General features: G+C 71.8%; 21 protein-coding genes. 9 read left to right on the forward strand and 12 right to left on the reverse strand.

What is annotated here, in order from left to right:
• Positions 1–25 precede the first annotated feature (25 nt).
• The 3 genes from OM076_RS27040 (at position 26) to OM076_RS27050 (ending at position 3,079) form a co-directional block, all read left to right on the forward strand.
• The gene (locus OM076_RS27040) at positions 26–949 is read left to right on the forward strand and encodes a sigma-70 family RNA polymerase sigma factor (RefSeq protein WP_270043225.1); all 924 of its coding nucleotides are present in this window, start codon (positions 26–28) and stop codon (positions 947–949) included.
• 141 nt (positions 950–1,090) lie between these two features.
• Complete coding sequence (locus OM076_RS27045) at positions 1,091–2,296, forward strand: aminotransferase-like domain-containing protein (RefSeq protein ID WP_270043226.1); 1,206 nt, start codon at positions 1,091–1,093, stop codon at positions 2,294–2,296.
• A complete protein-coding gene (locus OM076_RS27050; protein WP_270043227.1) occupies positions 2,297–3,079 on the forward strand; it encodes an aldo/keto reductase in 783 nt (260 codons plus the stop codon). It begins immediately after the preceding gene.
• A gap of 12 nt (positions 3,080–3,091) precedes the next feature.
• Here the strand turns inward: OM076_RS27050 and OM076_RS27055 are convergent, their stop codons facing one another.
• Positions 3,092–5,041: an integrin alpha gene (locus OM076_RS27055; RefSeq protein WP_270043228.1), complete on the reverse strand. Its 1,950-nt coding sequence runs from the start codon at positions 5,039–5,041 to the stop codon at positions 3,092–3,094.
• A gap of 332 nt (positions 5,042–5,373) precedes the next feature.
• On the opposite strand from OM076_RS27055, the gene OM076_RS27060 reads away from it, so the two are divergent.
• Positions 5,374–6,933: a M28 family peptidase gene (locus OM076_RS27060; protein WP_270043229.1), complete on the forward strand. Its 1,560-nt coding sequence runs from the start codon at positions 5,374–5,376 to the stop codon at positions 6,931–6,933.
• Between the two features lie 40 nt (positions 6,934–6,973).
• Here OM076_RS27060 and OM076_RS27065 read toward each other — a convergent pair whose 3' ends face one another.
• The 3 genes from OM076_RS27065 to OM076_RS27075 form a co-directional block, all read right to left on the reverse strand.
• Entirely contained in the window at positions 6,974–8,242 is a 1,269-nt protein-coding gene (locus OM076_RS27065) for a response regulator transcription factor (protein WP_270043230.1), read from the reverse strand.
• A 92-nt stretch (positions 8,243–8,334) separates the two neighbouring features.
• Complete coding sequence (locus tag OM076_RS27070; protein ID WP_270043231.1) at positions 8,335–8,583, reverse strand: ACT domain-containing protein; 249 nt, start codon at positions 8,581–8,583, stop codon at positions 8,335–8,337.
• 173 nt (positions 8,584–8,756) lie between these two features.
• Complete coding sequence (locus tag OM076_RS27075; RefSeq protein ID WP_270043232.1) at positions 8,757–10,607, reverse strand: methyl-accepting chemotaxis protein; 1,851 nt, start codon at positions 10,605–10,607, stop codon at positions 8,757–8,759.
• Positions 10,608–10,677: 70 nt separating this feature from the next.
• Between OM076_RS27075 and OM076_RS27080 the strand changes: the two genes are divergently transcribed.
• Complete coding sequence (locus OM076_RS27080) at positions 10,678–11,817, forward strand: FAD-dependent oxidoreductase (protein ID WP_270043233.1); 1,140 nt, start codon at positions 10,678–10,680, stop codon at positions 11,815–11,817.
• Between the two features lie 15 nt (positions 11,818–11,832).
• Here the strand turns inward: OM076_RS27080 and OM076_RS46340 are convergent, their stop codons facing one another.
• Positions 11,833–13,230, reverse strand: a complete 1,398-nt coding sequence (locus OM076_RS46340; RefSeq protein WP_270043234.1) for a peptidoglycan-binding domain-containing protein — start codon at positions 13,228–13,230, stop codon at positions 11,833–11,835.
• 58 nt (positions 13,231–13,288) lie between these two features.
• On the opposite strand from OM076_RS46340, the gene OM076_RS27090 reads away from it, so the two are divergent.
• The 3 genes from OM076_RS27090 (at position 13,289) to OM076_RS27100 (ending at position 19,660) form a co-directional block, all read left to right on the forward strand.
• Entirely contained in the window at positions 13,289–14,842 is a 1,554-nt protein-coding gene (locus tag OM076_RS27090; protein ID WP_270043235.1) for an LCP family protein, read from the forward strand.
• A 198-nt stretch (positions 14,843–15,040) separates the two neighbouring features.
• Complete coding sequence (locus OM076_RS27095; RefSeq protein WP_270043236.1) at positions 15,041–17,245, forward strand: NHL repeat-containing protein; 2,205 nt, start codon at positions 15,041–15,043, stop codon at positions 17,243–17,245.
• 39 nt (positions 17,246–17,284) lie between these two features.
• Positions 17,285–19,660, forward strand: a complete 2,376-nt coding sequence (locus tag OM076_RS27100; protein WP_270043237.1) for a sortase domain-containing protein — start codon at positions 17,285–17,287, stop codon at positions 19,658–19,660.
• Between the two features lie 16 nt (positions 19,661–19,676).
• Here the strand turns inward: OM076_RS27100 and OM076_RS27105 are convergent, their stop codons facing one another.
• The 6 genes from OM076_RS27105 to OM076_RS27130 are packed head-to-tail and all read right to left on the reverse strand — an operon-like array spanning position 19,677 to position 25,364.
• Positions 19,677–20,321 (reverse strand): Bax inhibitor-1/YccA family protein, encoded by a 645-nt coding sequence (locus OM076_RS27105; RefSeq protein WP_270043238.1) that lies wholly within the window; start codon positions 20,319–20,321, stop codon positions 19,677–19,679.
• A 43-nt stretch (positions 20,322–20,364) separates the two neighbouring features.
• Positions 20,365–21,267, reverse strand: coding sequence for an ABC transporter permease (locus OM076_RS27110; RefSeq protein WP_270043239.1), 903 nt, complete (start codon positions 21,265–21,267; stop codon positions 20,365–20,367).
• Positions 21,264–22,193: an ABC transporter ATP-binding protein gene (locus tag OM076_RS27115; RefSeq protein ID WP_270043240.1), complete on the reverse strand. Its 930-nt coding sequence runs from the start codon at positions 22,191–22,193 to the stop codon at positions 21,264–21,266. Before OM076_RS27115 ends, OM076_RS27110 begins: the two co-directional genes overlap by 4 nt.
• Positions 22,190–23,374: a LolA family protein gene (locus OM076_RS27120; RefSeq protein WP_270043241.1), complete on the reverse strand. Its 1,185-nt coding sequence runs from the start codon at positions 23,372–23,374 to the stop codon at positions 22,190–22,192. Before OM076_RS27120 ends, OM076_RS27115 begins: the two co-directional genes overlap by 4 nt.
• 2 nt (positions 23,375–23,376) lie before the next feature.
• Positions 23,377–24,678: a sensor histidine kinase gene (locus OM076_RS27125; protein WP_270043242.1), complete on the reverse strand. Its 1,302-nt coding sequence runs from the start codon at positions 24,676–24,678 to the stop codon at positions 23,377–23,379.
• Between the two features lie 14 nt (positions 24,679–24,692).
• Positions 24,693–25,364: a response regulator transcription factor gene (locus OM076_RS27130; RefSeq protein ID WP_270043243.1), complete on the reverse strand. Its 672-nt coding sequence runs from the start codon at positions 25,362–25,364 to the stop codon at positions 24,693–24,695.
• Positions 25,365–25,456: 92 nt separating this feature from the next.
• Here OM076_RS27130 and OM076_RS27135 point away from each other — a divergent pair, with 92 nt between their 5' ends.
• Positions 25,457–25,828: a sensor histidine kinase gene (locus tag OM076_RS27135; RefSeq protein ID WP_270043244.1), complete on the forward strand. Its 372-nt coding sequence runs from the start codon at positions 25,457–25,459 to the stop codon at positions 25,826–25,828.
• On the opposite strand, the gene OM076_RS27140 is transcribed toward OM076_RS27135, so the two are convergent.
• Positions 25,731–26,690: a LysR family transcriptional regulator gene (locus OM076_RS27140; RefSeq protein WP_270043245.1), complete on the reverse strand. Its 960-nt coding sequence runs from the start codon at positions 26,688–26,690 to the stop codon at positions 25,731–25,733. The two genes, OM076_RS27135 and OM076_RS27140, sit on opposite strands and share 98 nt — an antisense overlap.
• Positions 26,691–26,761 lie beyond the last annotated feature (71 nt).

The raw sequence follows: 26,761 nt of genomic DNA on the forward strand, positions 1-26,761 counted from the left end.
CGGATCCCTTACCCTCGATCTCAGCATGAGTACGGCCGCTTACGCCGACTATGAGGCGCTCGTCGAGCCCCATCGCCGCGAACTGCACGCCCATTGCTACCGGATGCTCGGCTCGGTCCAGGACGCCGAGGACGCCCTGCAGGACGCGTTGCTGCGGGCGTGGAAGGCGCTCGATCGCTTCGAGGGCCGCAGCTCCACCCGCTCCTGGCTGTACCGGATCGCGACCAACACGTGTCTGGACGCGATCGCCCGGCGCCCGAAGCGCGTGCTCCCGATCGACTACGACGACGCACCGGCGGGGGAGACGATGTGGCTTGAGCCGTGTCCCGACGCGCTCGCCGAGGGCTACGAGCAGCGCGAGAGCATCGAGCTGGCGTTCATCGCCGCCCTGCAGCATCTGCCGGCCAACCAGCGCGCGGTGCTGATCCTGCGCGAGGTGCTCAACTTCAGCGCCAAGGAGGTGGCGGGGATGCTCGACACGACGCCCGCCTCGGTCAACAGCGCGATGCAGCGCGCGCGGGTGTCGGTCGACGAGCGGCTGCCGGAGCGCTCGCAGCAGCAGACGCTGGCCACGCTCGACGACGACGAGATCCGCGCCCTGGTCGAGCGCTACATGGAGGCCTGGGACCGCGGCGACGTCGACGCGGTGGTCGAGATGCTCGCGGAGGAGGCGACGTTCTCGATGCCGCCCAACGCGCAGTGGTATCGCGGCCGCGAGGCGATCCGCACGTTCCTCCCGACCGGCCCGCTGTCGATCCCGCGGATCTTCGTCCCCACGCGCGCGAACGGGCAGCTCGCCTTCGGGACCTACAAGCTGATCGACGGCGAGTGGGTCGCCAACGCCATCCACGTGATCACGATCGACGGAAAGCGCGAGATCACCGACGCGGTGGCGTTCCTGGACGCGTCGCTGTTCGCGCGCTTCGGGCTTCCCCTAACGCCGACCTAAAAGCGTGCAGGTCCGACTGACGGAGTACGTACCATACGTCGCATGAGGCGAGTAGCCCCGACCGTCGCTCCGTAGACCCGGCACGCTCGCCGGGAGGGCGGCGGCTCCACACCCCTTCCGATGACGATCCAGGAGCCACAGATGGCCATCTCGCCCCCCGCGCCGCGTGCCGGCGCCCCGCTTTCCCGCCGCCTCGCGGACACGCAGTCCTCGCCCGTGCGCGAGCTGCTGGAGACCGCGATGCAGCCCCACATCATCAGCCTCGCCGGCGGCCTTCCGGCGCCGGACACGTTCGACGTGCCCGGCCTGCGCGCCGCCTTCGACGAGGTGCTCAGCGGGCCCGACGCGATCCGCTCGCTGCAGTACTCGCTGACCGAGGGCGATCCCGCCCTGCGCGAGCAGTTGGCCGCGTTCATGGCCAAGAGCGGGATCGAGGCGACCGGGCACGACATCCTGGTCACGACCGGCTCCCAGCAGGCGCTCGGGCTGATCGCGTCCGCGTTGTGCGATCCCGGCGACACGATCCTGGTCGAGGATCCGACCTACCTCGCGGCGCTGCAGACCTTCCAGCTCGCCGACGTCAACGCGGTGCCGATCCCCGGTGACGACGACGGGCCCGATCCGGAGGCCTTGATCGAGGTCGCTCGCCGGACGGGTGCCAAGGCGGCCTACCTGATCCCGACGTTCCAGAACCCGACCGGCCGCACGATGCCGTTAGCGCGCCGCGCCGCGCTCGCCGAGGCCGCGGCCACCGCCGGCCTGTGGCTGATCGAGGACGACCCGTACAGCGCGCTGCGCCTGGACGGCGAGCCGGTCGACCTGCTGGCCGCGCAGCCCGCCGCGCGCGACCGCACGATCGTCATCCAGACGCTCTCCAAGGTCCTCTCGCCCGGCCTGCGCATCGGCTACCTGCGCGCGCCCAAGGCCCTACGCGGCCCGCTCGCCGTCGCCAAGCAGGCGGCGGACCTGCACACGAGCACGGTCGCGCAGCTGGCCGCCGAGCGCTGGCTGGCGAGCCACGACCTGAGCGAGCACATCGCCGGGCTCGCCGCGCACTACCGCCCGCGGCGCGACGCGCTCCTGGCCGCACTCGGCGAGCACCTCCCGGAGGGCTCGAGCATGACCTCGCCCGAGGGCGGCCTGTTCGTGTGGGTGACGCTGCCCGACGGCCACGACGCCGAAGAGATCCTCCCGCGCGCCCTGGCCAACGGCGTCGCGTTCGTCCCGGGCAAATACTTCTACGCGGGTGAGCCGGTCAAGGAGACCCTGCGCGTCTCCTTCGCCACCGCCACGCCCGCCGAGCTGGCGGAAGGCGCCGCGCGACTGGGAGCCGCCATCATCGGCTGAATGGAACTACGCGAACTCGGGGCCGGCGGCCCGCAGGTCTCCGTCGTCGGCATGGGCACGTGGCAGACGCTGGACGTGCCCGACGGGCGCGACGACGTCGTCGGCGCCGCCCTTGACGCCGGCTCCACGTTCGTGGATTCCTCGCCGATGTACGGCGAAGCTGAGCGCACGCTCGCGCAGGGCCTCGGAGCAAGGCGCGACGAGGCGTTCGTCGCCACCAAGCTCTGGACGCCCGACGATGCCGAGGCGCGGCGCCAGGCCAATCGCGCGATCGACTTCTACGGCGGCCGCGTCGACCTCTACCAGGTGCACAACCTCGTCGCCCTGCGCCAGCGACTCGACCTCCTCGAGCTGCTGCGCGACGACGGCAAGGTCGGCCAGATCGGCGCCACCCACTACAGCCCGTCGGCCTTCGGCGAGCTGGAGAGCGTGATGCGCAGCGGCCGGATCACGGCGATCCAGATCCCCTACAACCCGCACGAGCGCGAGGTCGAGAAGCGCATCCTCCCGCTCGCCGAGCAACTCGGCCTCGGCGTGATCGTGATGCGCCCGCTCGGCGCCGGCCGGCTGGTCGCCAACGCGCCGAAGGCCCAGGACCTCGAACCGCTGGGGGTCGAGACCTGGGCCCAGGCACTGCTGAAGTACGTCCTCTCGGACCCGAGGATCACCGTGGCGATCCCCGCGTCCTCGAAGGCGCACCGCGTCACTGAGAACGCCAAAGCCGGCGAGCCGCCCTGGTTCGGAGCGGACGAGCGAGCGCTCGTCGAGCGACTCGCCGGCTAGTGACGGCTTAGCTCACGGTGTCGTGGTCGACAGCGTGAAGGTCAGCGTCTTGCTGTAGGCGCCCGTGCGCAGGGCGTCGTTGGCCGCGATGTTCTGGCGGAAGCCGAACGTCAGCGCGTCGTTGCTCACCGGACCGGTGTAGGCCAGCAGCGCCAGCGGGCCGGTGCCGAGCGGCGCGAACACCGTGCTCGGGTTGGCCGCGTTGGTCGCGCGGACCTGCAGCGCCTGCGGCAGCGAGAACGCGCCGTTGACCAGGTGCCCGGTCGCGTTCGCGCTCGGATCGGCGACCGAGACGGCAGCGTCGCCGGCGGTCGAGATGACGTTCGCGGCGATCGTGCTCGAGTACACGCCCGCGACGCCCGGGATGAACGCGCCGAGGTTGGCGTTCGGGGTGCCCAGAGCGAGCGAGAGCGTCGCCGGGACGGTGCCGCCGGCGGGCTGCTCGGCGCTGACGGCCGAGACGCCGTTGAGCAGCAGCGCGAGGCCGCGGTCACGGCCGGTGCCGACGGGCGACTGCGCGTTGGAGTCCCAGCCCGGGATGCCGACGGCGGCCACGTTGGTGTGGGTGCCGGAGATGTCGCCCAGCCCGGCCACGTTCCAGCCGGCCTGGTCGCCCCAGCGGAAGCCGCCGCCGCCCATGAGCAGCTGGCCCTTGCCCGTGATCGCGCCGACGTTGACGTTCGCCGGGCTCGGGTTGCCGTAGACGACGTACGCCGCGCCGATCGACTCCTGCGGGCCGACGCTGTTGGGGGCCGGAGCCTGCGTGGGCCCGGACGGGCGGTCCACGCCCGGGGCGCCCAGCAGGACGTCGCCGATGTTGTCGCCGTTGAGGTCGGGCGAGACCGCCACCGACCAGCCGGCGCCGTCCTGCGTCTTGCCGCCGTCGATGCGGAAGTCGCCGGGGCGCAGCGACGCGAGCGTGATGTCGCTCGCCAGGGCGCCGCCCTTGATCACGTACGCGGAACCGGACATGAGCGAGCCGCCCTGGCCGTGGAACGGCACGCCGATGACGAGCTCGGGCTTCTTGTCGCCGGTGACGTCGCCGGCGGAGAGCGACCAGCCGGACTGGTCCTCCGCGTCGCCGTCGATGCGGTAGCCGTCGGCGCCGAGCGCGCCGAGCGCCACGGCAGTGCCGTTCGCCTTGCCCTTCACGACGTACGTGGCGCCGGAGTAGTTGTTGGCCCAGATCGCGGAGACCGCGACATCGTCCATGCCGTCGCCGGTGAAGTCGCCCGCGGCGACCGCCCAGCCGGCCTTGGAGTCGCCGGCGGCGCCGTTCATCCGGAAGCCGCCGGTGCCGAGGTTGGCGAGGTCGACGTCGGTCGGGGTGGCCTTGCCGAACACGACGTAGGCCGCGCCCGCGTCGCCCTCGCAGACCTTCGGCAGCCCGCCGTTGCGGCAGGCGGTGCCGATCGCGCCGAGCACGAAGTCGCGGCGGCCGTCGCCGTTGACGTCGCCCGAGGCCACGGAGTAGCCCGCGCGGTCGCCTTCCCCGGCGCCGTCGATGCGGAAGCCCTGCGTGTCCGTCGCGAGGTCGATCTCGGTCGTCGCGGCGCGGCCGTAGACCACGCGCGCGCCACCGGCGTTCGTCTTGGCCGGCGTGCCCGGGTCGGCCCACGGGGTGCCGATCAGCAGGTCGTCCTTGCCGTCGGCGTTGACGTCGCCGACGCCGGTCAGCGACCAGCCGGCGTGGTCGTTGGCGACCGCGCCCTCGATGCGGACGCCGCCCGAGCCCAGGGCGGCGAGGTCGACGGACGCGCCCTGCGACGCCTTGCCGTAGACCACGTAGATCGCGCCCGCCTGGGCGCGCGTCGGGCCGTCGGCACCGAGCATCCACATGCCGAGCGCGACGTCCCGGATGCCGTCGCCATTGAAGTCGCCGGCCGCGGCGATCTTGTCGCCGACCTTGGCGGCCGCGGGGAGATTGCCGATGCGGACGTTGGATTCCGTCAGGAGGTCCACCGAGCCACCCTTGTTGAGCGGGCCGGCTAGGGCCTGGGGTGCGATCGCCGCGCACAGCGCAGCAGTCACACCGGCGCACGCCAGCGTACGCCGTCTTCTCGTATTCAGCACTGCGTAATCCCTCTCTTGGGCCGATCCACGAATCAATCAGCCCGTCCCCGCACCCATCATCACCGCGTCTACTACGCTGCGTCGGAGGTTTGGCCGTTCGGGGGAACCCGAACGGTCGGGTTGTGCGTACGCGCGCGCCGAAGCCGTTAGGTTCGCTGGCCTGTGAGCACCGCCCGTCCCGTCGAGCTCGCATCCATTTCACATCGGATGAGGAAGAGATCGTGCGGAAGACCGTTGCGGTGCTCGCCCTCGGCCTGCTGAGCGTTGCGCCAGCCCAGGCCGTTGCGGCGGACCCTGACACCACTGCGTTGAGAAACGCGGTCACGCGAGCCGAAGTCCTGCGCTACGAACAGCGCCTGAACGCCATCGGCCTGTCGAATGAGAACAATCGCCTGACGGCGTCCCAGGGCAACTTCGAGTCGGTGAACTACGTCATCGGCGAGCTGCGCAAGATCGGGTACAACCCGACGCTCGTTCCCTACGCCAACACGTCGTCCCCGAACGCGTGGTCGGAGCGGACCCCGTCGACCCTCGAGGTCGTCACGTCGCCCAACCAGACGACGCTGCCCAACGGCAAGACGTTCGTCAACGGGACCGCGGCGACGAGCGACTTCGCGCAGATGACCTGGAGCCAGAGCGCGGACATCACCGCGCAGGTGATCCCGGCCGCGCGGATCCAGATCCCGCCGCCCGCGACCGCCGACACCGTGCGCAGCGGGTGCTCGATGAGCGACTTCCCGGCCGCGGTGAAGGACAACCTCGTGCTCGTCCAGCGCGGCGGCTGCACCGAGCTCGTGAAGGCGATCAACGCCCGCGCCAACGGCGCCAAGGGCCTGATCATCATGAACGAGGGCCAAACCGGCCGTACCGCATCCGCGCGTTACGTCTCCCAGACCTACCCGGGCACGGTCGGCCTGGGCGTCACCTACGCGCTCGGCCAGCAGCTCTACGAGGCCGCGCAGACCGGCCCGGTCACGCTGCGTTTCAAGTCCGACAACAACCTCACGCTGCGGATCGACTACGACATCAGCGCCGAGACTCCCGGCGGCGATCCGACCCGCGTGCTCCAGGTCGGCGCCCACATCGACGGCGTCGCGGCCGGCCCGGGCATCAACGACGACGGCACCGGCACGGCGATGAACCTGACCATCGCCAGCCAGATCATGAAGCTCGGCATCACGCCCAAGTACAAGATCCGCTTCGGCTGGTTCTCGGGTGAGGAGCAGGGCCTGTTCGGCTCGACGTTCTTCGTCAACCAGCTCAACTCGCTGCAGACGACCCAGACGCTGGCGATGCTCGACTACGACATGATCGCGTCGACCAACTGGATCCCGTTCATGTACGTCCCGAACGACGTGACGGAGCCGACGCTCCCGGCCGCTCAGCGGGCCGCGGAGGCGACGCTGAGCAAGACGCACATCGACTACCTCAACTCAAAGCTCAACGTCAAGCAGGTCGACTACCCGTTCGACAACCGGTCCGACTACGCCCAGTGGCGGCGCCCGTCGGCGACCCGCGGCGTGCCCGCGACCGGCTTCTACACCGGCGCCGAGGGCATCAAGACCGCGGCCCAGGTGGCCGACAACGCTGCGTCGACCGCCGGGACCGGCGGCCAGGCCGGCATCCAGGCCGACCCGTGCTACCACGAGTGGTGCGACACGGTGTTCAACCTGAGCCAGTACGGCCTGGACGAGTTCACCGACGTGCTCGCCCACAGCATCCTCTCGTTCGCCGGCGTCGGAGCCGACGCGGTCGAGATGCCGATCCGCACCGACAACTAACCTAAACGCCACATAAGGGGTCTGGCCCCTTATGTGGGCTTTAGGTCAGCAGCAGCAGCCCGAGGTCGTTCGCCCGGCGAACGGCCTCGGCGCGGTTGCGGACGCCGAGCTTGCGGAAGATCGAGGAGGCGTGCTGCTTGACGGTGTTCGGGGAGAGCCCGAGGTCGGCCGCGATCGCGGGGTTGGTCGCCCCGGTCGCGAAGGCCGCCAGGACCTCGTGCTCACGTGGGGAGACGACCACCGGGAGGCCGGCGCCCTCCGGCGCCACCGCTTCGCGCGGCTGGGCGGGTCGACACCCACGGGCGACGGCGTCGGCGACGCGCTCGCTCGTCCACCACTGGCGGATCGCGCCGGTCGCCCCCGCGTCGCGCAACTCGGCGGGGGAGTCCGCCTCGTCGTCGCGGACGAGCAGGGTGCGCACGCCGCGTGCGCTCAACGTGCGGCTCACGTCCTTGCCGGCGACGAGCGCGATGTCGGGCGCGATCCGCTCGACGGCATCCAGCGCACTCTCCGCGTCGCGCGCGCCACTGCACGCGCTGACCCACGCGCGACCGTGCAGAGCGAGCAGCAGGCCGGTGCGGCGGACGTCGTCCGGGTCGGCGACCAGCACGCTCACCCGCACACCGGCGGGTGCGCCCGACGTCTCCTGCTCCGCGCGGTGATCGGCGAGCACGCCGAGACGCCGCGCCGCGTGGACCGCGGCGGCACGGTTGGGCGCGCCGAGCTTGTCGTAGAGCTCGAGCATGTGGTGCTTGATCGTCCCGGGGGCGAGGTAGAGCGACGCGCCGATCTCGGCGTTGGTCAGTCCCGCGCTGACCAGGCGCAGGATCTCGCGCTCACGCGGGATGAAGCGCACCGCGCCGGCGGGGGAGGGGTCCGGCTCGCAGGCGCCGCCCGCGGCGAGTTCGCGGACCGCTTCGAGCAGCGCGCGGGCCGGGCGGTCCTTGGCGATCACGCCGCGCGCGCCCACCTGGCGGGCGGTGCGCATCGGGACGAGGTCCCAGCGCGAGGTCAGCAGCGCGGTGTTCGGCACGAACGCGCTGAGGCGCTCGCACGTCTGCAGCCCGCACTCGGCGCCGAGGTCGACATCGACCAGCGCGACGTCGAACGCGATCGACCGCGCGAGCAGCAGCGCCTCGTCGGCGCTGCGCGCGCAGGCGCAGCGCTCGACCCATGGCACGCGGCTCAGCAGCCAGCGCAGTCCGCTGCGCAGCACCTCGTGATCGTCGACGACCAGGACCCGCAGCGGCCGCGTCGTTGCGGCGCCGCGGACCGACGGCCGTGCGTCCGCGCCCTCCGCGACCAGCACTCAGACCCTCCTCGCTCCACTGACTGGGTCATTCCTAACCCGTTCACATGCTGAGCGCCAAGTGAGAAGTCGCGGAGAACTCTCAACGGCAACTATGGCGCGTAGTCGACGGTGAGCACATCAATCGCGTTCTCCAGGCGCCCGCGCAGCAGCTGCAGGTGGCGTTCGTCCGCGCTGACGGCGAGCTCGAGCCGCGGGTGCGCGTACGTCATCGCGAGGACCTGCGCGCCGCGGCGCTGGCAGATGCCGAGGACCCGCAGCAGGACGCCGGGGGCGTCGGAGACGTCGAGCGCCAGCCGGGTGACGGACGAGGGGGCGATGCCGGGGGGAAGGAGCAGCATGTGGGGACCTTTCTCGTCCCCGAACCGATCGCCACGCGCGTACCCGCCGCTTGACGTCCCTCAGGGACGACAAAGGCCCGCGGTGTTCACCGCGGGCCTAGCGAATAATGATGGCGATGCACATGGAGGCGCGCGTCACGAACGTGGTGGCGGCGGACTCCATGCGCATCACTCTACACGGCGAGCTTGAAGCGGCCAACCACGCTGTCGAGGCGTTCGGCGGTGGCGGCGAGTTCTTGGGCGGAGGCGGCGATCTCTTGGGTGGAGGCGCTGGTTTGCTCGGTGCTGGCCGAGACCTGCTCGGCGGAGGCTGAGGACTGCTCGGCGACGGCGGCGACTTCGGTGATGTCGTGTTCGGCGCGTTGGGCTTCGGCGCTGATCTGGTGCACGGCGGTGGCGATGTCGTTGACGCGGCCGGTGACGTCGGCGACGGCGATGCCGATGGCCTCGAACGCCTCGCGGGTCTGCTCGACCGTCGCAACACCGTCGGCAGTGCGTTGATTGCCTTCTTCGACGACGATGACGACGTTCTGGGTCTCGGCCTGGATCTCTTCGATGAGTTTGCTGATCTGGCCGGCGGCGCTCTGGGACTCCTCGGCGAGCTTGCGCACTTCTTCGGCGACGACGGTGAAGCCGCGGCCTTGTTCGCCGGCGCGGGCGGCTTCGATGGCGGCGTTCAGCGCGAGCAGGTTGGTTTGTTCGGCGATGCCGGTGATGGTGTCGACGATGCCGCCAATCTGTTCGCTCTTGGTGGCGAGGCCGAGCATGGCGGTGCCGACCTGGGCGCTTGAGCGTTCGACTTCGCGGATCGCGTCGGTCGCTTGGGCGGCGGCGTGGACGCCTTCTTGGGCGACTTCGCGGGCCTGCTCGGCGGCTTCGGCGGTGGCGGTCGCGGTCTGGGCGGAGGCGCCGGCGGCGCGTGCGGCTTCCTGGACGGCTTGGCGGGTGGATTCGACCATCCGGACCTGGCGCTCGGCGCCTTGGGCGACGTCGCTGACGGCGGAGGCGATCTCACCGACGGCGCGGCCGGCCTCCTCGCTGGTGGAGGCCATCTCCTGCGAGGCGGAGGCGACGGTGCCGGCGCCTTCGGCGACCTCGGCCATCGCGCTGCTGAGCTCGGCGCGCATCGTGTTGTAGGCCTCGATGGAGTGCTTGGCCTTGCCCAGCATCTGATTGAACGTGCTCGAGAGACGGCCCAGCTCATCGGTGGCGGGGTTCTCGACCGGCGTGGTGACCGGCGTGAGGGGTTGGGTCAGGTCACCCGTGGCGACCGCATCCAGACCGGCGGCGAGGCCGGTCAGGCAGTGCTCGTCGAGGCTCGTCATCCGGACGCTGAGCGCCTTCACGGGGCGGGTGACCGAGCGCACGATCCACAGCGCGATCCCGATCGCGGCGGCGATCGCGAGCAGCGAGATGACGATGATGAAGCGGGTGCCGGAGGTCGCGGTCGCCTCGGCTTCCTTCACGGCGACGGCCGCCATGTCCGAGGACGCGGCGATCAGCTTGTCGCCGGCGGCCTCGAAGTCGGTGTCGGTCTTGAGCAGCTCGTCCGTGAAGATCGCGCGCGACGCGTCGCGCTCCTCGGCGTTGGCGAGGGTCTCCTTGCGCGAGTTCTCGACCGCGCGCTTCTGCTCGTCGACGAACCGGTCGCGCGACGCGGCGTACGTGGCGAACTCGTCGCCCGCGGCGGTGCCCGTCAGCAGCTTCGCGAGCGTCGCGCTGTCGGCCTGGTTCTTGGCCCAGTTGACCTTCAGCTCGGCGACGATCTTGTCCTCGGCGGCGAGGTCGCCGTCGTAGACGTAGAGATGCTGCGAGACGAGGCTCAGGTTGTCCTTGGCCCGCTGCTGCATCGCGCCGAGCAGCTCGGCGGAGCGCAGGTGCCGGTTGGCGAGGTTCTCGGAGTCGTCGCGTACCCCGCCCATCGAGTGCACGCCGGTGAAGGCAACGAGCGCCAGCATCAGGCAGAGTGCACCGAAGGCGCCTCCAAGCCTTGCGGCGAGCGGGAGATTGCGAATGGAGGTCATGCTCCAGGAGTCGGCGCAATGACGAGTCTGATGAAGGTTCTGGGAAGTTTTGCCACGGAATGGGAGTTTCTTGAGCGCAATCGGAATCGTCGGAGCTGGAACCGCGGGCCTGGCCGCCGCGGCGCTCTATGCGCGCGCCGGGCATGACGTACAGGTGCTCGAACGGGCGCCGAATCCTGGCCCAGTGGGCGCGGGTCTGCTGCTGCAGCCGACCGGGATCGGCGTGCTGCGGCGGCTGGGCGTTTTGGACGAGGTGGCCGCTGGCGCCGCCCGGGTCTCCGAGGTGGTCGGGACGACCGTCGGCGGCCGCCGCTTCATGGACCTCGCCTATGCGGGGCTGGGGGAGGAGGTGCACGGGCTCGGCGTCCACCGCGGAGCGCTGTTCACCGCGCTCCGCGGGGCGGCGGCGCGCGCGGGCGCGGCACTGTTGCCGGGCGTGGAGATCGTCCGCCGGCAGGACCGCACGCTGATCGACGCCGGCGGGGCGCGCTACGGCCCGTATGACCGGATCGTCGGTGCCGACGGCGCCCGCTCGGCCATGCGCCGCTTCCTGCCCGTCCGCGCGCGCATCCACGACCACCGCTGGGGCGCGCTGTGGGGGATCTTCCCGGACGCGGCCGGGAGCTTCGACGGCCGCCTGGACCAGTACTTCGACGGCGCGAGCCGGATGGTCGGCTTCCTCCCGACCGGCGCCGGCGCGGTGTCGATCTTCTGGTCGGTGCGCCTGGACCGCATCGACGCGGTGCGTACAGCGGGCGTGGGCGCGTTCCGCGCCGACCTGCTGTCGCTGGCGCCGGTCGCCGAACCCGTGCTGGGCGGGCTGACGTCGATGGAGCAGTTGATGCCGGCGTCCTATCGGCAGGTCTCCCTGCCGGCGTGGCATGACGGGACGCTGGTGCTGGTGGGCGACGCCGCGCACGCCCTGAGCCCGCAGCTCGGCCAGGGCGCGAACCTGGCGCTGATGGACGCGGCGGCCCTGGTGGACGCGGAGTCGCTGGACGCGTTCGAGGCGGCGCGGCGGGCCCAGGCGCGCTTCTACGGCTTCGGTGCGCGGGCGCTCAACGTCGTCTTCCAAAACGACCTCGACCTGGCCGCATGGCCACGGGACCGGTTGATGGGTCCCGTGTCACGCATGCCGTGGGTCAGGCGACGCGCCCTCGAAGTGCTCGCGGGAATCGCAGCTGGCCCGTTTGCGAGCATCAAGACGTAAAAATGTTGCTCCTACCTACTTCTTCGTCCACGTCACCGGCTGCAGCGGAAGGCTGAGCACCGCCTGCCAGGTCAGCGCGTCCGTCGTCCCGGTGACCGGCAGGTTGCGCGCGGTCTGGAAGTTGCGCAGCGCCGTGTCGGTCGCGGCGTCGAAGGTGCTCGAGACCGTCACCGCGGGGTCGAAGGACGCGAGGTGCTGCTGCAGCCAGACGACCTGATCGCCCTTGTTGCCCTTGACCAGCGCCGGCCAGCCCGGGTCCGGCGGCGGCGCGGGCACCGGCTCCACCGGCAGGCCGAGCACGCCCCACTCGGCGTCGCCCGTGGCCTGCCAGGACCACCAGGACAGCCCGCCGCTGCCGTAGGCCGCCCACAGCGAGCGGAAGCGCGCGATGTCCTCGGCGGGCGGGTTGTCGTAGGTCTGCCCGAGCGGGGCGATCGGCGTGCCGTAGATGCGGTTCGCCGCGAGCGTGTGGGCGGAGACGGCGTCGACGGTCCCGCCGATGTCCTTCCAGTAGACCTGCGGCAGGTTGACCTGGGCGGCGCCCGGGGCGAGGAAGACCGAATACGGCAGCCGCGGGTGGTAGTCGACGTACGGGAAGGACGTCAGGCCGATCGGGTAGCCCGGGCCGAGCGCGGCCCGCAGCGCGGCGATGTACTGCTGGGCGGCGGCGTACTTGCCCTCGTACTGCGACTCGGCGTCGATCACGAGGCAGTCGGCGCCGGCGGCGACGGCGTCCACGCCCAGTGCCGCCTCGCCGGCCGGGTCGTTGCCGTAGACGAACTGCCAGGCGCAGGCGCGCAGGCCGTTGGCGTGCAGCCCCTGGACGAGGCCCGCATTGAACTGGTCCCAGCGGCTCGACGCGCCGTCGGAGCTCTTGATGAACACCGTCGACATCTGCGCGGCGTGAGCGCGCGCCGCGATCGCGGCGACGTCGCCGCCCTCGGTGCGCGGGAGCTCCCAGATCCACATGCCGTTGCCCTGGAACGGGGCGGGGAGCGCCCCCGGCGCCGTCGGCGCGTTCGGGGTGACGGCGGGCGGAGCGGTCACCGTGATCTTCTTCACGTTGGAGCGGCGCCCGGCCCGGTCTGAGACCGTGACGTTCACGCTGCCGGCCCCCGTCCCTGGCGGGACCCGGGCGACGTAGCCGACCCGCGAGTGGTCGAGCTTGGTGGCGAGCGCTCCGCGCGACCAGCGGAAGGACACGCGCATCCCCTTCGTCAGTCGCTTGCCCGAGAGCTGGAGCTGGCGCCCGATCGTGACCTTGATCTGCGACTTGCACGTCGCCGTGGTCGCGGGCACGCACCGGATGCGGGTCAATTCCGGTGCCTTGTGGCGGGCCGCGCTTGCGGGCGCGGGGGCGGCGAGCGCGAGCAGAGCCGCGGCCGCGGGGAGTGTCCGGCGTGCCTTCACCACTGGCTGCCAACAGGCTAGGCGGTCGGAAGTTCCGGACCTACCACTACGCTTCACGCGAATGTCATGGCGCCGGAACCGCACGGAACGGCCGCCGCGAGTGGGCGCCGCCGTGCTGGCGAAAGCCTTCGCGGGGGTACTCACCGTCTTCATCGCGACGACCGCGGGCGTCGCCGGGGCCGGCTACCTGCAGATCCAGCCCCCCGCCGTGCCCAAGGGCGCGCCGCCCGCTCCGCCGCCGCTGGACGACATCCCCGAGGAGAAGCTCCCGGACGTCGAGCCCGGCGGCCCGCGGACGCTGCTGATCCTGGGCTCCGACCGTCGCGCCAAGACCTCCACCGACGCGAAGCTCTATGGGCAGGCCGAGCAGCCGCACTCGGACACGATCGTGCTCGTCCGCCTCGATCCCAAGCGCAACCGGATCGCGGTCATGTCGCTCCCGCGCGACCTCGCGGTGACGATCCCCGGCTACACGGACAACACGAAGATCAACCAGGCCTACGACGAGGGCGGCCCGGCGCTGACGCTGGACACGGTGAAGCTGCTGTTCTCCAACGCGACCGGGCACGAGATGACGATCAACAGCGTCATCGACGTCAACTTCAACGGCTTCCAGCGGGCGGTCAACTACATCAAGGGCGTCTACGTCGACGTCGACCAGCACTACAACAACCCCGAGGGCACCGGGTTCGCGGCGATCGACATCCAGCCGGGCTACCAGCGGCTCGTCGGCTCCGACGCCCTCGCCTACGTCCGCTACCGCCACACGGACTCCGACCTCTTCCGCAACGCGCGCCAGCAGGAGTTCCTGCGCCAGGCGGCGTCCCAGCCCGCGGTCGACAAGCTCAAGAACCTCAGCTCGGCCGAGAACTTCCTCGGCACGATGCGCAGCTACTTCCGCTTCGACAAGAAGTTCCTCTCGCGGCGCAACCTCGCCGGGATGATCAAGACCGCGGTCTACCTGGCGATCCACCACGCGCCGGTGAACCAGATCTCGCTCGCGGCCGGGATCACCGAGGCCCAGGACGCCAAGACCGACACGCGGCTGTATCTCTCCAACGAGACGCTGCAGAAGGCCTACGACCAGTTCATGACCGGCGAGGGCACGGTCAACCCGAAGCGCACGACCAAGGCCAAGAAGGACAAGAAGGCGACGAAGGCCTCGGCCACGGCCGGCCTGGAGAACGCGCGCCGGCTGGGTGAGGACATGGCGGTGCTCGCCGCGCCGCGGCTGAAGAACCTGCCGTTCTACTTCCCGGAGTACCGGACCCTCGGTTCCCGCTACGCCAACGACACGCCGCGCGTCTACTCGCTGCGCGACGAGCAGGGCACGCTCCAGCGCGCCTACCGGATCGTCATCTCGACCGGCGCCCCCGGCGAGTACTACGGCGTCCAGGGGATGACCTGGAAGACCCCGCCGCTGCTCGACAGCCCGGACCGCGTGCGGGTCATCAATGGCCGCCGGCTGCTGCTCTTCTACGACGGCAGCAAGCTGCGCCAGGTCGCCTGGAAGACCCCGCGCGGGGTCTATTACGTGACGAACACGCTCGACCGCAAGCTCTCGAACTCGAAGATGCTCGCGATCGCCGCTTCGCTACGCCGCCTGAATAGCTAGGTCCCCGTTCCGCGGCCACGACGGATTCCGGCGGGCCCCGCCCGCCGCTGCCGGGCGGCGGCCGCCGCCACCGGACAACCAGTACGACCGCGGCGGCCGCCGCGGGCAGCGGCGACCGGTGATCTGGCCGGCGATCCGCCGTGGCCGCCTCACGGGGACCAGCGCGACTCTCGCGCGCCGCGTGGGTTGGGAGCCTCGATGCGCTCTCTCGTCGCCGCGCTCGCGGCTGCCCTGATCCTCGCCGCTCCCTCCGTCGCCACCGCCGCCTGCCCCGGCGCCGATCCCTGCCCGTACTCGACCGCCGGCGTCATCGGCCAGCGCGCCGAGGGCGTGCTGCGCTTCCCGCAGGCCAGCGCCGTCGGCCCGGACGGATCGGTCTATGTGGGCGACCAACTCTCGCACACGGTCCAGGTCTTCAGCCCGGACGGCACCTTCCTGCGTGAGATCGGCGTCGCCGGCTCCGGCCCGGGCCAGCTGTCCGCGGTGGGCGGCGTCGCGGTCGCCGCCGACGGCTCGGTCTACGTGGTCGACGGGGCGGACCGGATCGATCGTTTCGCCGCCGACGGCTCACTGCTGAACTCGTGGGGCTCGAGCGGGAGCGCGCCCGGGCAGTTCCACTTCGGCGCGGGCGGCGGGAACGACTCCGGCGCGGGCGGCGGGATCGCGATCGGGCCCGACGGCTCGGTCTACGTCGCGGACACGCGCAACGACCGGATCCAGCGCTTCGCGGCGGACGGGACGTCGCCGGTCGTGATCGTCGCACCCGGCCGGCTCTCGCGGCCCCAGGGCCTGACCGTCTCCGGCTCGCGGCTGATCGTCGCCGACGACGTCCACCATCGCCTGGCGATCTTCAACACCGGCGGGACGTTCATCACCACGGTGGGCACGGGGGAGGGCAACCAGCCGGGGCAGCTGCAGAACCCGTATGACGTCGCCGCCGACCCCTCCGGCCGCCTGTACGTCGCCGACAACTCCAACCACCGCGTCGTGCGCTACGGGCCGGCGCCCGGCTACACGTACCGCGCCCGCTGGGGCGCCTTCGGCTCCGGGCCCGGCCAGCTGCAGTTCCCGCGCGGGATCTCGGTGGACGCCACGGGGCGGACCTTCGTAGCCGACCCGGGCGGCAACCGGATCGACGTCTTCGACGTCGGCGGCACCTCGCTCGGGTCCTTCGGCTCGTCCGGGCGCGCCGCGGGGCAGTTCATCCAGCCGATGGGCACCGCCGCGGACGCCGGCGGGACGCGCGCGGTCGCCGACTCGATCAATGGGCGGATCGTGCTGCTGAACCCGGACGGGAGCGTCGCCGCGATGTTCGGCGCGCCGGCGCCCGGCCCGACGCTGCTGCCGGACCCGGTGGGCGTCGCGTTCGACTCCTCGGGCCTGCTCTACGTGGTCGACCAGGACCGCTCGCGGGTGCTGGTGTTCGACCGCGCGGGCAAGATCATCCGCACGATCGGCTCGCGCGGGACCGGCCCGGGCAAGCTCCTCTCGCCGTCGGCGCTGGCGGTCTCGCCGGGCGGGACGGTCTACGTCGCCGACACCGGCAACGGCCGGATCGTGCGCTTCTCGGCGCTCGGCACCCACCTCGGCTCCTTCGGGCAGTTCCGGGCGATCCGCGGGATCGCCGTCTCCCCCGACGGCTCGCGGGTCTACGGCGCGGACGCGGCGACCAACAAGATCACGGTCTCGACCGCCACCGGCGGCGACGTCGCCGAGATGGGCGGGACCGGATCGAAACTCGGCCAGCTGCGCTCGCCTGCCGGGGTCGCCACCGACGCGGCCGGGAACCTCTGGGTCGCCGACCGCGGCAACGACCGCGTGCAGGAGTTCACCCCGGACGGCACGCCGGTGACGGCGTTCGGCGAGCGCGGCATCGGCGCCGGGCAGTTCATCCAGCCGGTCGGCATCGCCGTCGACTGCCGCGGCGTGGTCACCGTCGGCGACTCCGACAACAACCGCGTCCAGCAGTTCCAGGCGGCGACCGCAGGCGCCTGCGCGCCGCTGCCGGCCGTCCAGAACCCGCCGGACCCGATCCTCTACAACCAGCCCGCGCCGCCGCCGCCGGAGCTGACGGTCAACCCGACGCGGACCACGAACCTCTTCGGGATCCGCCAGTTCCCGCTGCGCGTGAACTGCGACCTGCCCTGCAAGGTGGCCGTGGTCGTCAAGCTCGCCCCGCGCGCCGGGAAGAAGCGCCCGTCGGTCTCGCTGAGCTTCGCGCCGCAGTCGTTGCCGGCGGGCAAGACGGTCACCGTGCGCCCGCGGCTGAGCGCCGCCGGGGTGCGGACGCTGCGCAAGGCCATGGGATCGCGGCGGGCGCTGGTCGCCAACGTCCGGGTGACGGCCACGACGACCGACAGCGCGCCAACTGTGGTCACGAGGCGGGTGAACGTGACCGGCTGACCCTCACGGCGTCCGCCACGGGTGGTAGTAATGCGCTCAATGGTGCGCCGTCTGACCCTTTTCTTCGCCCTGTTCCTGATCACGGGCGGGGTCGCCCGGGCGGCGGAGCCGCCGAATCAGAACGATCCCTGCGCGAAGGCGGGCCGCGACACCTGCGGCACGACCGGCCAGGGCTCCTACCGGACCTACCGGTACGGCCCGCGCTGGTTCGGCGACTATCGCGGCGCGATCGACGGGGTGACCGGCGGGACGTTCTGCATCGATCTGCGGTTCTGGTACCCGTCGAAGACCTTCGGCTACGAGCAGCGTTCGGCCGCGGGACTGAAGAACAAGGCGGGCAAGGCGGTCTCGGCGAGCAACCTGCGCAAGATGAACCGCGCGCTGTGGCGCTACGGGCGCTCCAACGACGCCACGCAGCAGGCGGCGGTGATGATCTACGTCCACCAGTTGATGGGTGACGGCGCGCCGGGCGAGGCCGATCCGAAGGCGCTCTCCGCTCCGAGCCAGGCGATCTACGCGAAGGTCGTCAGCGACGCCGAGCGCTTCGCCGGGCCCTACAAGGTCAAGGCGACGCTGCCGGACAAACTCGTGGCCGGCCAGGAGGCGCAGCTGACCGTCGAGGTGCTGACCTCCAGCGGGCGGCGGGTGCCCAACGTGGACGTCGATCTCAAGGCGACCGGGGCGAGCGGGGTGCCGGATTCGGTGAGCACCGGGGACGGCGGCGTCGCCAAGGCGACGATCACCGGCACCGATCCGGGCAACGGCATCGACCTCGACGCGACGGCGGCCTCGCTGCCTGACGTGACCCCGGCGCTGTTCGCGCCGACCAAGGGCCAGTCGGCGCGCAACGCGCAGCGGCTCGTCCAGGCGGCGATCGCCAAGCCGGCGGTCAAGCTCCAGGCGCCCGTCCGCGCCCAGCCGAAGCTCGCGACGCAGATCAGCGCGCAGACCGCGGCGCCGGGCGCCTCGATCACCGACACCGTGAACGTCAGCGGGCTCGGCGGCCAGAGCGCGACCGTCCAGGCCGCGCTGTACGGCCCGTACTCCGCGCGCGACCAGATCAAGTGCACCGACGCGCCGATCTGGACGGGCACGATCGCGGTCGCCGCCGACGGCGACTACGTCACCGCGCCCGTCAAGCTCGACACGGCCGGGTACTACACCTACCGCGAGGCGATCGCCGAGAGCGACACGATCGCCGGGGTCGAGACGGCGTGTGCGGAAGCATCGGAGACGACGATCATCCGCGGTGTGCCGACGGTCACGACGCAGGTCAGCGCCCAGGAGACCGCACCCGGCGCCCAGATCTCCGACTCCGCCGTCGTCTCCGGCCTCGGGAAGCTCAGCGCGACCGTGAACGTCGAGCTGTGGGGCCCGTTCCCCACCCGCGACGCGATCAAGTGCGAGGGCACGCCGTTCTGGACGGGCTCCTTCCCGGCCAACGGCGACGGGACCTACACGACCGCGCCGGTCGCGCTGACCGCCGCAGGCTATTACACCTACCGGGAAGGGATCGCCGGCACCGAGGCCTACGACGCCATCACCACGGCGTGCGGCGAGGCGTCGGAGACGACGCTGGCCAAGGCCGCGCCGCAGGTGACGACGAAGGTCTCGGACACCGCGGTCCGCCCCGACGGGCAGATCTCCGACACGCTCGTGGTGACCGGGCTGGGCAAGACCCCCGCCACGGTCGAGGTCGCGCTCTACGGCCCGTACGCATCACGCGCGGACATCGACTGCGCGGGCGCGCCGTACTGGAAGGGGACGGTGAACGTCACGGGCGACGGCACCTACACGACCGAGAAGGCGACGGTCCAGCGGGTCGGGTTCTACGTGTTCCGGGAGAAGATCGCCGCGACCGAGACGATCGCCGCGCACGAGGCGGACTGTCAGGTTGAGGCGGAGACCTCGCTCGGCGCGCCCGCGATCCTCGGCGGCCGCGGCGACACGGTCGCCTACGTGTCGCAGGGCAGCGGCGGCCCGTCGCGGGTCAAGCTCGCCCGGCTCGGGATCGACGCGCAGGTCTCGGCGATCGGGATCGACATGAAGTCCGGCGCCCTCGGCATCCCCGACAACATCAAGCGCGTCGGCTGGTGGCGCGACGGCGCGACGCCCGGCGACGACGCCGGCACGGCGCTGCTGGCCGGCCACGTCGACAGCGCCAAGGCCGGCGCGGGCGCGTTCTACGCGCTCAAGAGCGCCCGGCGCGGCGACACGGTCACCGTGACCCAGGGCGCTAAGACCCTCAAGTACCGGGTCACGACGATCAAGATCATGCGCAAGGCGGCGCTGCCGACCGACATCTACACCCGCGCGGGCTCGCCGAAGCTCGTGCTCGTGACGTGCGGCGGCCCGTTCGACGCAAAGACCGGCCACTACCGGGACAACGTCGTGGTGACCGCCGTCCCGGCGTAGTCGATGCGGCCCGCGCTTAGCGGGTCAGGTTCAGCAGCGAGATGAAGATGTTGATGATCGAGACGAAGATGCCCGTCGCCAGCCAGACGACGTCGTCCTCGGTCGCGTGCTTGCGCATGTAGTTGAAGTACACGAGGATCAGCGCCGCCGAGACGGCGAGGATCACGAGCGAGATCACCGGCGAGAGCGCGCCGAGGCCGCCGACGAAGATCCCGATGATCGAGATCACGACGGCGACGAGCACGATCATCGACAGCGGGCGGGCCCAGCCGGATACGTCCTTGCTCCAGGCGAAGCCGGCCGCGCCCATGCCGACGACGGTCAGCGCGGTCAGGCTGACGGCGGTCGTCAGGCCACTCGGGTCGACCGTCGCGTACGCGTTGATGGTCGGGCCGAGACCGAACCCGATCAGCGTGGCGAGCGCCGCCAGCCAGCCGATCCCGAGCGGGCCGTAGCGCAGCGGCTTGATGAAGTTCTGCGCGATCAGCATGCCGAGGCCGGCGAACGACAGGACCTGCGCGGTCCCGGGGCTCAGATCACGACCGAGGACCGTCCCGAGCGCGCACAACCCGATCGCGGCGCCGACGAGGAACAGGACCTGGCCCATGATCATCGCCGAACTACGGGCGCGCGTGGCGGATGAGGCCTCCATGAATGACATGGATTGAACGATAGGGCGGGAAGCGAAAGCGCGGTTCAATTGCTCACCCGCCCGTGACATCTCTCCTGATGAAGTGGGTGAAGGCCCAGGCCAGGCACGGGATCCCGAAGATCGCGCTGACCCAGGCGGCGCGCACCACCGGGGCCCAGTCGATCGGGTCGCGCAGCAGGCCCTGCCACGCGTTGAACTGCTCGGGCAGCAGGTACGGGCGCAGGAAGTCGAGCGCCGTGACGATCGCCAGCAGCTGCATGATCAGCGAGAGCATCAGCGTGGCCACGACCGCCGCGGCGCTGTTGCGGGTGACCGTGGAGAGCAGGATCGCCAGCGAGGCGACCGCCATCGTCGGCAGGAAGTACGCGAGCGTGGTCGCGCCCAGCAGCAGCAGCGAGCGCTCGACGCTGATCTTGTTGCCCGAGAGCGACACCAGCGGGTCGAAGCCCCAGATGATCCCGCCGATGATCAGGCCGACGCCGACGAACAGCACCAGCGCGGCGAACGCATACGTGAACGCGGCGAGCACCTTGGCGACGAAGATCTGCCAGCGGTCCACGGACCGCGTGAGGATCGTCTTCAGCGTCCCGTTGCCGTCCTCGGTGGCCACGATGTCGCCGGCCACCAGCGCGGTGATCAGCGGGAAGAACCAGAACGCGCCGAAGAACAGGCCCACCAGCGGGATCGCGAGGCCGGACTCGCGCACGTAGTCGCCGAACGGGATGCCCTCGGGCCCGCCGCTGTCGGCCAGCAGCGAGGCGATGAAGATCAGCGGGACGAGCACCGCGCAGCCGAAGCCGATGTACGTGCGCTTCTGCGCGAGCAGCTTGCGCAGCTCCCACGCGTACACGGTGCGCACGCCCGGGCGGTGCGCGAGCACCGGCGCGGCGATCGCGCTCGCGGCGACGGCGCCCGCCTCGCGGGGCCGCGGGGCGTCGGTGGCGTGCGCGGTCATGCGGCCTCCAGCGCGGGCTCGGGGGTTCCCTCGGTCATCCGGAAGAACAATTCCTCCAGTGTGGCCGTGCGGGGCACGAGGGCGAGGAGCCCGATGCCCTTCTGCGCCAGCTCGAGCGTGAGCGCGGCGACGGCGCGCTCGTCACCGGCGAACTCGATCCCGCGCGTCGTCGTGGCGACGTTCGTGATCCCGAACCAGCGGTGCGCGATCGCCGCGGCGGCCTCGTCGTCAGTCGTGCGCAGGTCGTAGCGGCCCGCCGTGGAGGCGATCAGCTCGTCCAGCGCGCCCTCGTAGACCACCTGTCCGCGGGTGACGATCGCGACGCGGTCGCAGAGATCCTCGACCTCGTCCATCAGGTGCGAGGACAGGAGCACCGTGAGCCCGTCCTCGGCCAGCCGGTGCACCAACACGCGCATGTCGCGCATGCCGGCGGGGTCCAGGCCGGTCGTTGGCTCGTCGAGCAGCAGCAGCCGCGGATCGCGCAACAGCGCCCCGGCGATGCCGAGGCGCTGCTTCATGCCGTGGGAGTACCCCTTGACCTTGTCGTGTGAGCGTTTGGCGAGGTCGACGGTGTGCAACGCGTCGTCGATCCGCTCGGGCGCGTCGCCGCCGTCGAGGGCGGCGACGAGCTCGAGGTTCCTTCGCCCGCTCAGGTACGGGTAGAAGCGCGGCGCCTCGACGAAGCCGGCGACGCCGTCGAGGGCGCGTGCGCCCTCGACCAGCGGGTCGCGCCCGAACAGCTTGGCGGTGCCCTCGTCGGGCCGGATCAGCCCGAGCAGCATCCGCAGCGACGTCGTCTTCCCGGCGCCGTTGGGCCCGAGGTAGCCGTAGACGTCTCCGGTCCTAACCGTCAGGTCGACGTGGTCGACCGCGGTCACCGGCCCGTAGCGCTTGACGAGGCCGCGCGCCTCGATCGCCTGGCTCACTTCAGGCCCCGGGCCGCGTTCTCGGCCGCGACCGGCGGGACCGAGCCGGCGACGATGTAGGTGACGCCGCCGGAGTCGAACGTGAGGAGCGTGCCGAGCGCGGTCGCGATCTCCTGCCCGGTGTCGCCGTCGATGTTGACCTGCGGGAGCTTGATCCCGTCGCGGCCGCCGCCGCCGAGCAGCGGCTTCTGGCCGGACGGATCGGCCTTGCGCTGGAAGACGGCGATCGCGCCGAAGCCCTGGCCGTAGGTCGCGAGCGCGCCCTTGGAGTCGCCGAACTTGACCAGGCTGACCGACTTGCGCGGGAGGCCGGCCAGCGTGTCGGGCGCGGCGAGCGCGAAGTCGAGCTGCTTCTGGACGTCGGTCACGCCGGTCACGTGCACGGGGCGGCCGTGCTGGTCGACGCCGGTCGGCGGGTTGAGCTCGGTCACCTTGGACCCGGCGGGCGGGGTCGTGTTGAGCTGGCTCGCCGAGATCGGGCCGTAGGAGACGTCGGTCGCCTTCAGTTCGAGGACCGGCTTCGTGGAGCCCTGGGCGTAGATCGCGGCGCGCAGCGGCACCCCGCGGGCGGCGTCCCAGGCGAGCTCGGCGGCACCGAGCAGCCCGCCGTCGTCCTTGGGGGCGATGCGCACGGTGTAGCTCGGCCGGTTGCCGGTGGTGGTCGGGGTGGCGCCGGAGAGCTGCCACATCTCACCGAGCTTGGCCAGGCCCTTCTGGACGTCGGCCAGCGTGGCCGGCTTGTCGGGAGCCGCCGGCTTCGCGGTGTCGTCCTGGGGGAGGGTGCCCGTGAACGCGGACTTCGACGTCGCGTCGTAGAAGAGGAACTTCTTGCCGTCGGAGACGAGCTGCGCGTCGCCGTTGGTGGACTGCAGCTCGAGGCGCAGGGCCCCGTTCTGGCCCAGCCAGAGACGCCCGGTGGCGCCCGTCAGCGTGGGGGAGGCGGTGTCGCGGGGGAGCGAGCCGCTGGGGAGGAGGTTGTTGGTGAACTCGATCCGGGCGGTGACGCCTTGGACGTCAGGAGCGTTGACGGCGTCGAGGACGGCCTGGTCGAGGGCCTTGGGAGCGGGCTTCTGCGCGCCGGTGAGGGCGGCTTGGGCAATGCCGGCTCCGGCGACCACAGCCACCAGCACGGCGACGAAGGCCAGCAGGCGGGGGAGGGATGCGGTGCGGAGTCTTCTCATCGTCAGGGAGTTGTACGGGCGGACCTTGAGAGTTCTTTGACAGCGAGTGTGAACTTCGAGCCGTCGACCGTGACCCGGCCGCCGTGGCGCTCGGCGATCGCCTTGACGATGGCGAGGCCGAGACCGGAGCCTTCGCCTTGCGCGCCGGCCCCGCGGGCGAAACGCTCGAAGACCGGCTCGCCCGGCGCCGGGCCAGGGCCCTCGTCCTCGACGCGGATGAACGCCTCACCGTCCTCGCCGCCGACGGTGATCGTGACCTTGCCGCTGCCGTGCTTGCGCGCGTTGCGGACGAGGTTCTCGACGGCGCGCTCGAGCGCGGGACGCTCGACCGACGCCCACACCTCGCGCTCGACGATCACCTCGTCGGCGCCCACCGCCAGCTCCGAGAGCGCGACCGGCTCACCGTGCGCGGGCGCCGCGGCGTCCTCGCGCGCGAGCGCCAGCAGGTCGTCGAGCAGTTCCGAGAGCCGCTCGGCGCCGGCCTCGATGTCGGCCAGGACGGCCGGGTCGGCGCCGTGGCGGGCGATGTAGGCGGCGTTGCCGCGCAGGGCGGTGAGCGGCGTGCGCAGCTCGTGGCTGGCGTCGCCGACGAAGCGGTGCTCGGCCTCGCGGGCGCGCTCCAGCGAGGCGAGCATCGCGTTGAGCGTGCCGGCCAGCTCGGCGACCTCGTCGTGGGTGCGGGCTTCGGGTAGGCGCTCGGCGACGTCGCCGGAGCGGGCGATGTCACGCGCGCCGGAGGACAGCGTCGTCAGCGGCCGTAGCGCGCGGCGGGTGAGCAGCGTGGCGAGCGCCGCCGCGACGAGGGCGGCGACCAGGGCGCAGAGCGCGACGAGCCGGCGGGTGTGGTTCAGCGTCTGCTCGATGTCCGCCAGCGAGCCCGCGACGATCACCGCCCCGCCGGAGGCCTCGCCCTGCCCGAGCTCGCCCAGCGGAGCGGCGTAGACGCGCAGGGCGTCGGGGCCGAGGGATGAGTCGGCGAAGCTCGCCTGGCGGTCCTTGAGCGCCCGGTTTCCGGCCGCGCCGGCGTCGATCACCCGCCCGCCGAGCCCGCTGGAGCGCACGACGATCCGGCCGGACTTGTCGACCACCTGCACGAAGAGCGTGCTCCCGGCCAGGCTGCCCTCGAGCGCGCCCGGAGCCGTCAGCTGGCCCGGCGCGGTCGCGTTGAGCCGCGCCACGTCGGCCGCGCGCCGCACCAGCGTGTCCTCGAGCGTGCCCTTGAGCTCGTTCTCGAGGAACTTCGGCACCGCGATCACCAGCAGCGCCACGGCGAGCACGATCGCCGCCGCCGCGGCTACGGCCACGCGGCGTCTAAGCGTCACTCGCGGTCGAGCCGGAAGCCGATGCCGCGCACGGTGTGGATCAGCGGCGGCTCGCCGAGCTTGCGGCGCAGGTAGGCGACGTAGCGGTCGACGGCGTTCATCGTCACCTCGCCCTCGCCGCCCCACACCTCCTCGAGCGCGAGCTCGCGGGTGACGACGCCGCGGGCGTTGCGCAGCAGCAGCGCGAGCAACTCGGCCTCGCGGCGGGTCAGCTCGAGGTCGGCGCCGCGGCGGCGGGCGGTGCCGGTGTCCAGCTCGAGCGTCAGGTCGGCGAACGCCAGCTGCTCGACGGCCGCGGGGGCGTTGCGGCGCAGCATCGCCCGCACCCGCGCCGACAGCTCGTCGACGTCGAAGGGCTTGACCAGGTAGTCGTCGGCGCCCGCGTCCAGGCCGGCCACGCGCTCGTGGACGGCGTCGCGGGCCGTCAGGAGCAGGATCGGCACGCGCAGGCCCTTCGCGCGCAGCCGGCGCGTGACGGCGAGCCCGTCCATCCCCGGCATGCTCACGTCGAGCACGATCGCGTCGGGCACGCTGCGCTCGACCGCGGCCAGCGCCGAGCCGCCGTCCGCGGCGGCGACGACGTCGTAGCCCTCGGCCGTGAGCGTCCGCTCGAGCATCCGCAGGATCGGCGCGTCGTCGTCGACGAGGAGGAGCGCGGCTTCGGCCATTGGTCGAGTGTGGCAAGAACCGTGGAGAAGGTCCGTCACAAATCGCGCGCCATCAGAGTCCTCTCAAAGATGGGACGTAGAACTCGACCTGGATGACCGGCTTGCGCGAAATAGAGACACTGATCGGCGGTGCGGACATGCCCGTCGCGTTCGACCGTGCCGGTGAGCCGCGCCGTGTTCCACACGTGGTCGACCGCAGCGCCTACCGCGTGGTGCGTGACACGCTGGCCGGCGCCCGCAAGGCGACCGGCGCGACCGTCGCCATCGAGTACATGCCCGGCGCGCTGGCCGTGCAGGTCGACCACGACGGCTGCGGCGCGGAGCTCGAGGAGATCGCGGATCTGGCCGCCGCGCTCGGAGGCGGGCTCACGGCCGGCCGGGCGCACGGACGCTTCCGGGTGCGGGCGTGGCTTCCGACCGAAGCCCAGCCGCTGTATCCCGCAGGGCTGCTCGCAACGCATTGAGCGCGGGCCGCTGCGCGCTGCCGCGGCGGATCGCGGCGAAGACCGTGCGGGTCAGGCCGGCCTCGGCGACGTCGCGCGTGACGACCGCCGGCTCGCGCTCCGGGCCCACGAGATCGGGCAGCAGCGTGACCGCCTGCCCGCCGGCGACCAGCGCGAGCAGCATCAGCAGATCGTTGGAGCGGTGCCGGATATCCGGCTCGAAGCCACCGAACGTCCGGCAGGCGCGGATCGTCAGCTCCGCGAACGCGCTGTCGTCCTTGCCGGTGGCCCACGGCTCGTCGCGCAGCGCCTTCATCGACACAGGTCCGTGCTCGCGTGCGAGCGGGTGGTCGGCGGGCAGCACGATGTAGAAGCGCTCCTCGAGCAGCGGCTCGAGGTCGAGGCGGTCGTCGGGCGGGCGCGGGAGGAACGGGTACTGGTCGGCGAGGACCATGTCGAGCGTGCCCAGGGCGAGGCTCGGCAGCGAGGTCTCGGGCTCCGCGTCGGTCACCTCGACCCGCAGCGCCGGGTGCGCGGCGCGCAGCGCGCGCAGCGCGGGCGCGAGGAGATAGAGGCCCGCGGACTGGATCGCGGCGACCCGCACGGTGCCCGTGATCTGCTCCGCCGTGGCCTGCAGTTCGGCTTCGGCCTCTTCCATGCACGCGAGCAGCACGTCGGTGTGGGCGACGAGGCCCTGCGCCGCGGCGGTCAGCCGCACGTTGCGCCCGACGCGCTCCAGCAGCGGCACGCCCGCCTCCTTCTCGAGCAGCGCGAGCTGCTGCGACACCGCGGACGGGCTGTAGTCGAGCGCCAGCGCCACGGCGCCGATCGTCCCGCGGGCGTTGAGCTCACGCAGCAGGCGGAGCCGGCGGAGGTCGAGCATCGTGAAGCAAAGATGCACGATTTCCTTCAGAACTTCCAGTGGATACGGATGATCGGCGCTGCTGAGATGCC

This window comes from Solirubrobacter ginsenosidimutans (assembly GCF_027587205.1).